1 pseudogene is annotated in these 210 nt (G+C 67.6%); it reads left to right on the forward strand.

What is annotated here, in order from left to right:
- Positions 1-10: 10 nt before the first annotated feature.
- Positions 11-210, forward strand: a pseudogene (locus tag VR45_RS46570) (hypothetical protein); the annotation flags it as partial.

Raw genomic sequence — 210 nt, forward strand, 5'->3', positions numbered from 1 at the left:
GACCAACACCGTGACCGTCACCGGCGGCCCCGACCCCGCAACGCCGACCCACACCGCCGTCGCGAGCCCCACCAACTCACCTTCGACGCAGGCGAACCTGACTGTCTCCAAGGCGCTGCTCACCGATCCGGTGGTGCCCGGACAACAGATCCAGTGGCGTGTCACCGTAATCAACAACGGCCCCTCGCGGGCTCGTGACGTGGTCGTCAC

Origin of the sequence: Streptomyces sp. NRRL S-495, assembly GCF_000966955.1 — a bacterium.
Taxonomy (GTDB): domain Bacteria; phylum Actinomycetota; class Actinomycetes; order Streptomycetales; family Streptomycetaceae; genus Kitasatospora; species Kitasatospora purpeofusca.